Origin of the sequence: Micrococcus sp. KRD070 (assembly GCF_017168435.1) — a bacterium.
Classification (GTDB): Bacteria; Actinomycetota; Actinomycetes; order Actinomycetales; family Micrococcaceae; genus Micrococcus; species Micrococcus luteus.
Map to the genome: position 1 here is coordinate 26035 of NZ_JABFNH010000018.1, position 5790 is coordinate 31824.

5 protein-coding genes are annotated in these 5790 nt (G+C 77.8%); 3 read left to right on the top strand and 2 right to left on the bottom strand.

The annotated features are described in order from the left end of the window. Positions 1-79 precede the first annotated feature (79 nt). Positions 80-508 carry a Fur family transcriptional regulator gene (locus J1M38_RS06350; RefSeq protein WP_095695187.1) on the bottom strand — a complete coding sequence of 143 codons (429 nt, stop codon included), beginning with the start codon at positions 506-508 and terminating at the stop codon, positions 80-82. Between the two features lie 161 nt (positions 509-669). Between J1M38_RS06350 and J1M38_RS06355 the strand changes: the two genes are divergently transcribed. From J1M38_RS06355 to J1M38_RS12015, 3 genes are all read left to right on the top strand, one after another. Next, entirely contained in the window at positions 670-1779 is a 1110-nt protein-coding gene (locus tag J1M38_RS06355; RefSeq protein ID WP_148408387.1) for an acyl-CoA dehydrogenase family protein, read from the top strand. Continuing rightward, positions 1776-3899, top strand: coding sequence for a PIG-L family deacetylase (locus J1M38_RS06360; RefSeq protein WP_206481528.1), 2124 nt, complete (start codon positions 1776-1778; stop codon positions 3897-3899). The genes J1M38_RS06355 and J1M38_RS06360 overlap by 4 nt, the downstream gene beginning before the upstream one ends. Before the next feature lie 453 nt (positions 3900-4352). After that, positions 4353-4583 carry a DUF4190 domain-containing protein gene (locus J1M38_RS12015; protein ID WP_227717937.1) on the top strand — a complete coding sequence of 77 codons (231 nt, stop codon included), beginning with the start codon at positions 4353-4355 and terminating at the stop codon, positions 4581-4583. Between the two features lie 9 nt (positions 4584-4592). Here the strand turns inward: J1M38_RS12015 and J1M38_RS06370 are convergent. Further along, a partial coding sequence (locus tag J1M38_RS06370) for an amidase (RefSeq protein WP_206501206.1) occupies positions 4593-5790 on the bottom strand: 1198 nt, incomplete at its 5' end.

Genomic DNA, 5790 nt, shown 5'->3' on the forward strand with positions numbered 1-5790 from the left:
GTTCTCGGTCATGTGCCACACCTTGGCACGGGCGGGCGGACGGGGGAAGACGCGCGGCCCACCGGGGCGACGCCGGCGGTCACTCCCGGCAGCCGTCGCACAGCCCCCAGTAGTAGACCTCGGCCTCGTCGACCGCGAAGCCGTGGCCCTCGGGGGCGTCGAGGCACGGGGCAGAGCCGGTGCGGCACGGCACGTCCACGACCGTGCCGCAGCCGCGGCACACGAGGTGGTGGTGGTTGTCGCCCGTGCAGATCTCGTAGCGGGCCGGGGAGCCGGCGGGCTGCAGGGAGCGCACGAGCCCGGCCTCGGTGAGCGCGTGGAGGCAGTCGTAGACGGCCTGGTGCGAGGTGCCGGGCAGGGCCCGACGCACGGCGGCCAGCACGGTGGACGCGTCCGCGTGGGGGTGGTCGGCGAGGGCGGTCAGCACCGCCAGGCGGGGCCGGGTCACGCGCAGGCCGACGCCGCGCAGCAGCGTGCGCTCGTCCTCGTCCCGCGTCGTGGTCTCCATGCCAGTCGATCCCATCCGGTTCTCTGGAACATGTCAAGAAAGAGCGGGCCGCTTCGCCCCCGGCGCACCGGCCATTCCCCGCCGTCCCCGTGCTGACTACGGTGAATCCTCGACCCCGGGGCGCACCGGCCCGGGCGCCGTCGACGAGGAGGTCCCCACCCATGGCCCAGCCCGAGCCCGTCCGTCTCGTCCCGGGTGGAGCCGTGGACCGCCCGGCCGAGCAGGCCCTCCTCGCGGCCGCCGCGGCCTGCGACGGGGACGTCGACGCGATGGTCGAGCTGCTCCGTGCGGCGTCCGGCGCCGCGTCCGACGAAGACGCCGCCCCGCTCGACCTGCCGCTGACCGGCGCGGGGCGCACCCGGGAGCAGTGGGAGCTGCTCGCCTCCGTCGCCGCGCAGGACCTCTCGGCCGCCCGCGTGCTCGAGCCCCATCTGGACGCGCTCTCGATCCTGTCCCAGGCCGGCGTCCCCGCCCCGGCCGGGCTGCTCGGCGTCTACGCCTCCGAGTCCGGCGGCCGCACCCCCGCCCTGCGCCCCGTCCCGGACGGCCCCGACACCGCCTGGCTGCTCGACGGCGAGAAGCCGTGGTGCTCGCTCGCGGACCGGTGCGCGGCCGCCGTCGTGACCGGCCGGGAGGCGGACGGCACCCGCCGCGCCGTGCTCGTGGACCTGTCCCACCCCGGCGTCGCCGAGACCGACTCGGCCTGGCCCGCGCTCGGCCTCGCCCCGATCCGCACGGTGGGCCTGGCCTTCGACGCCGTCCCCGGCAGCGCCGTGGGCGACGCCGAGTGGTACCTGCGCCGGCCCGGCTTCGCGTGGGGCGGCATCGGCGTGGCGGCGGTGTGGTTCGGCGGCGCCGTCGGCATCGCCCGCACTCTGCGGAACGCCACCGCCGCCCGCGCGGCCGAGGGCCGCGGACCGGGCCCGGACCAGATCGGCCAGGCGGCGCTCGGCCGCGTCGACCGGCTGCTCCACGCGATGGCCGCCCTGCTCGCCCGTGCCGCCGACGACGTGGACGCCGGAGGCCTGGACCACGGCCGCGGCATGGTCGAGGCCGACCGGATCCGCGGCACCGTGGCGCAGCTGTGCACCGAGGTGATGGACGTCGTCGGGCAGGCCACCGGCCCCGGCCCGCTCACCGGCAGCGCCGCGCACGCCCGCGCCGTCGCCGACCTGCAGGTCTACCTGCGCCAGCACCACGGACACCGCGACGACGCCCGGCTGGGCGCCGCGCTCCTGACCGGCGAGACCGACGGCGGCTGGACGTGGTGAGCTTCTCCCACACCGACGACGGCACGTCCGAGGCGGCCTGGGCCGAGGGCGGCGTCGGCGAGCTGCCGGAGCTGCGCCTGCCCGTCTGGGACGCGGAGACGCTGCTGCTCGTGGCCGTCGCCCACCCGGACGACGAGACCCTCGCCGCCACCGGCCTGATCCGCTCCGCCCTGCGCGACGGGGCACGCGTGCACGTGCTGGTCGCCACCGCCGGCGAGGCCTCCCACCCGCACTCGCCCACGCACACGCCCGAGGACCTGGTCCGGCTGCGCCGGGACGAGATGGAGCACGCCCTCGACGCCCTCGCCGCCGGCCTGCCCGCCTCCGCAGGCCCCGGCTCTCCGGCGCGGGACCGGCTGACCTGGGCGTCCCTGGCCCTGCCCGACTCCGGCGTGGCCGAGCACGAGGACGCCGTGCGCGACGCCGTCGCCGCGGCCCTCGACGCCCACCCCGGCCCCGCCGTGCTCGCCTCCCACGACCCGGGCGACGGCCACGCGGACCACGAGGCCGTGGGCCGGGCCGTCGGCGCGGTCGCGGGCGAGTGCGACCTGCCGCTCTACGCCTTCCCCATCTGGTTCTGGCACTGGGCCGACCCGGCCGACCTGCCCGCCCGCCGCTACCGGCGGCTGCCGCTCACCGACGACGACCGTGCCGCCCGCCGTGCCGCCCTCGACGCGCACGCCTCCCAGGTCCGGCCCCTCTCCGCCGCGCCCGGCGACGAGGCGATCCTCGGCCCCGCCGTGCTCGCCCACCACGAGCGCCCGTTCGAGGCCCACCGCGTCTCCGGCCCCGACGACGCCGACGCCCACCGGGCCGCCGCCGTCTTCGACCGGCTCTACCGGGCCCAGGAGGACCCGTGGCGCTACCTCAGCTCGTCCTACGAGGCCCGCAAGCGGGCGCTCACCCTCGCCGCCCTGCCCCGGCCCCGCTACGGGACCGTGGTCGAGGCGGGCGCGTCCATCGGCGTGCTCACCGCGGACGTGGCCGCGCGCGCGGACCGCGTGGTCGGCCTCGAGGCGTCCTCCACCGCCGTCGAGCGCGCCGCCGCCCGGCTGGCCGGCGCGCCGCACGCCGAGGTGCGCCGAGCCGTGCTGCCCGCGGACTGGCCGGCCGACGTCGCCGGCGCGGACCTCGTGATCGCCTCCGAGATCGGCTACTTCCTGCAGCCCGAGGAGCTCGACGCGCTGATCGACGACGCCGACGCCGCGCTCGCCCCCGGCGGCGAGCTGCTGCTGTGCCACTGGCGCCATCCCATCGAGGGCTGGCCGCTGGACGGGGATGCCGTGCACGCGCGCGTCGCCGCCGACCCGCGCTGGCGGCTGCGCGCCGAGCTCGTGGAGGACGACTTCCGGCTCAGCCTCCACGTGCGGGCCGCCGCCGCGACCCACGCCGTCGTCGTGGTGCCCGCCAAGGACGAACAGGAGCGGCTGCCGGCCGCGCTCGCGGCCCTCGCCGCCGCCCTGGACCGCTGGGAGGAGCACCACGCGCAGGGCACGGCCGCGGTCGTGGTCGCCGCGGACCGCTGCGACGACGCCACGGTGGCCGCCGCCCTCGAGGCCCGCGCCGCCGACCCGCGCATCCACGTCCTCGAACTGGGGGAGCCGACCGCCGGGCAGGCCGGCGTCGGGCGGGCCCGCCTCGAGGGCGCCCGCCGGGCCCGCGCGCTGTTCCCCGACGTGCCCGCCGAGCGCCTCTGGCTCGCCTCCACCGACGCGGACAGCCGCGTCCCCGCCGACTGGCTGCTGGCGCAGACCGTGGCCGCCGGCCGCGACGAGGCGCTCGTGCTGGGCACGGTGGACGTGCGCCAGGGACCGCTGCGGCAGGCCTGGCTCCGCGGCTACCGGCACGAGGAGGGGCACGCGCACGTGCACGGGGCGAACTTGGGGCTGCCGTGGTCGCTCTACGAGGCCGTGGGCGGATTCCCGCCGGTGGCCGAGCACGAGGACGTCGGCCTGGCCGAGGCCGTGCGGGCCCTGGCGGGGGAGCGCGACGGTGGTGAGGGCCGCCGGGTGCGCGTGATCGCCACCGACACCACCCGCGTGCTCACCTCGTCCCGCCTGGAGGGGCGGACCCCCGGCGGGTTCTCCGGGTACCTCAAGGCGGTGGGCCGGCCCGGGTGAGGCCGGCCGTGGAGCAGGGGTGCGGGGCCGGGCCGGGTCCGGGGGCACCGCCTAGACTCGGCACCGGACCGCGACGCCCCGAACCGGAAGGACCGTCATGACCGACCCCCACGCCTCCCACGACCCGCGCCGTGAGGCCGCCCGGCCGAGCTGGTACGGGTCCGAGGCCGGTGCGGGCTCCTCCGGCACCGGCTCCTCCGCCGCCGGCTGGCCCGACGCCCCGGCCGGCGACGCCGACCGCGCCGCCTGGGACCGGGCCCCCTCGTACGCCGAGCAGGAGGGGCAGACCCGCCCCGCCTACGGGCAGCCGTACGGCTACGGCCAGGACGCGAATACGGCCAGGACGCGAACACCGTCCCCGCCTACGGCTACGGGCAGGGCACGCCCGGCCACGGCTTCGGAGCCCCGCTGCAGCCCGGCCAGACCGACGGCGTCGGCCGCTCGGTGGCGTCCATGATCCTCGGCATCATCTCCGTGGTGGGCGGGTTCACGTTCCTCCTCCCGCCGATCGTGGGCGTGGTCCTCGGCCACATCGGCCTCAAGCGCGAGCCCCACGGCCGCGGCATGGCGATCGCCGGCCTCGTGATGAACTACGTGTCCCTCGCCCTGCTGCTGCTCGCCGTCGTGTTCCTCGTGATCCTGGTGATCGCCGGGATCTCCCTGGGCGACTACACCTCGACCTGACCGGCCGGCTCAGCCGGCCAGCAGCAGCTCGAGATGTGCGGCCAGGGCGAGCAGGGGCGCGGACGTGCCGGGCCGACCGATGAGCTGGACGGACCAGTTCAGGCCCCGCTCGTCCCGGAGCACGGGCACCGCGACCGCGGGCAGGCCGAGCACGTTGACCATCGAGGTGTAGGGCGTGAACGCGCACTGCGCCTCGTAGTTGGCCTCGGGCTCCATCGCCAGGAAGTGGCCGACCGGCGGGGGCGCGGTGGCCAGCACCGGGGTCATCACCACGTCGACGGCGGCGAACTGCGCCCGCACCCCGCGCGCCCACTCCTCGAGCCGGTGGGCGGCGTCGTCGAGCTCGGCGCGCCCTGCGGCCCGGGCCGTGCGCAGGAAGTGCGCGGCCACCGCGCCCACGTGGGCCTCGGCGTCCTCCGGCAGCGGCGCCCGGAGCAGTCCTGCGGTCCACACCGTGCGGAAGTCCCGGTGGTAGTCCTCGCCGTAGTAGGGGGAGAGGTCCTCGACCGCGTGGCCGCCCGCGTCCAGGGCGGCGGCGGCCTTCGTCAGGGCGGTGAGGGCGGGCCGGGCCAGGGAGATCTCGAGGTCGGAGGTGAAGGGCGAGGCCGTGGTGACGCCGATCCGGCGGACGTCGACGGCGCCCCCGGCCCGCGCGGTCTCCACGGTGCGGCGCAGGTCCGGCAGCACCCGGCCGGGCAGGCCCTCGGGGGAGAGCAGCACGTCGTAGAGCAGGGCGGCGTCCTCGACCGTGTGGGCCAGCGGGCCCGACACCGTGAGGTTGCGGACCGTGTCCGCGTGCTCGTCCATCGGCAGCTCCCCGCGGCCGGGCTTGAGGCCCACGAGCCCGCACGCGGCGGCGGGGATGCGGATGGACCCGCCCCCGTCCGAGCCCGGGGCGAACGGCAGGATCCCCGCGGCGACGGCGGCCGCGGCCCCGCCCGAGGAGCCACCCGCGGTGCGGGCGGGGTCCAGGGGGTTGCGGGCCGGCGCCGTGACGAGGTTCTCCGAGTAGGAGTCCAGGCCGAACTCGGGCACGGTCGTCTTGCCGAGGGTGACCGTGCCGGCCGCGCGCAGGCGGAGCGCGAGCGGGTCGTCCTGCGCGGCCGGCGGCGCATCGGCCAGCAGGGCGGAGCCGAACCGCGTGGGCATCCCGCGCACGTCGATCAGGTCCTTGTACGCCAGCGGAAGGCCGTGCAGGGAGGCGGGG